The sequence below is a fragment of the Alishewanella maricola genome, assembly GCF_016343785.1.
GTDB lineage: Bacteria > Pseudomonadota > Gammaproteobacteria > Enterobacterales > Alteromonadaceae > Alishewanella > Alishewanella maricola.
Genome location: NZ_JAEINI020000059.1, coordinates 1 through 312, shown reverse-complemented (window position 1 = coordinate 312; position 312 = coordinate 1). Strand labels below are relative to the sequence as shown.

Annotated in this window: 1 protein-coding gene; it reads right to left on the bottom strand. The window is 55.8% G+C overall.

What is annotated here, in order from left to right:
• A partial coding sequence (locus tag JAO78_RS16720; protein ID WP_226752491.1) for an Ig-like domain-containing protein occupies positions 1 to 312 on the bottom strand: 312 nt, incomplete at both ends.

Genomic DNA, 312 nt, shown 5'->3' with positions numbered 1-312 from the left:
CACCACAGCAGTAAAGTCGGTATCGGCGGCTAAATCTGAACCTGCCACATCGACAGACCAACTGCCATCGGCTTGCACAGTGGTGGTGTAAGTGGTGCCATTAATCACTAAGGTGACCACATCGCCCGGGGCAATATCACCGCCTAGTGCGGTACCTGTGACGGCAATCGTACCCGCGGCTTCGGCCGCGTTAAGGATGTCGTCGTCGGTAATGTTGTTGACGGTAACAATACCGGCTTCAGCGCTCAGATCAACCGTGTGCGTTGAGTCACCGCTGGATTCGACGGTATTACCGGCGGCATCGCTTGATGT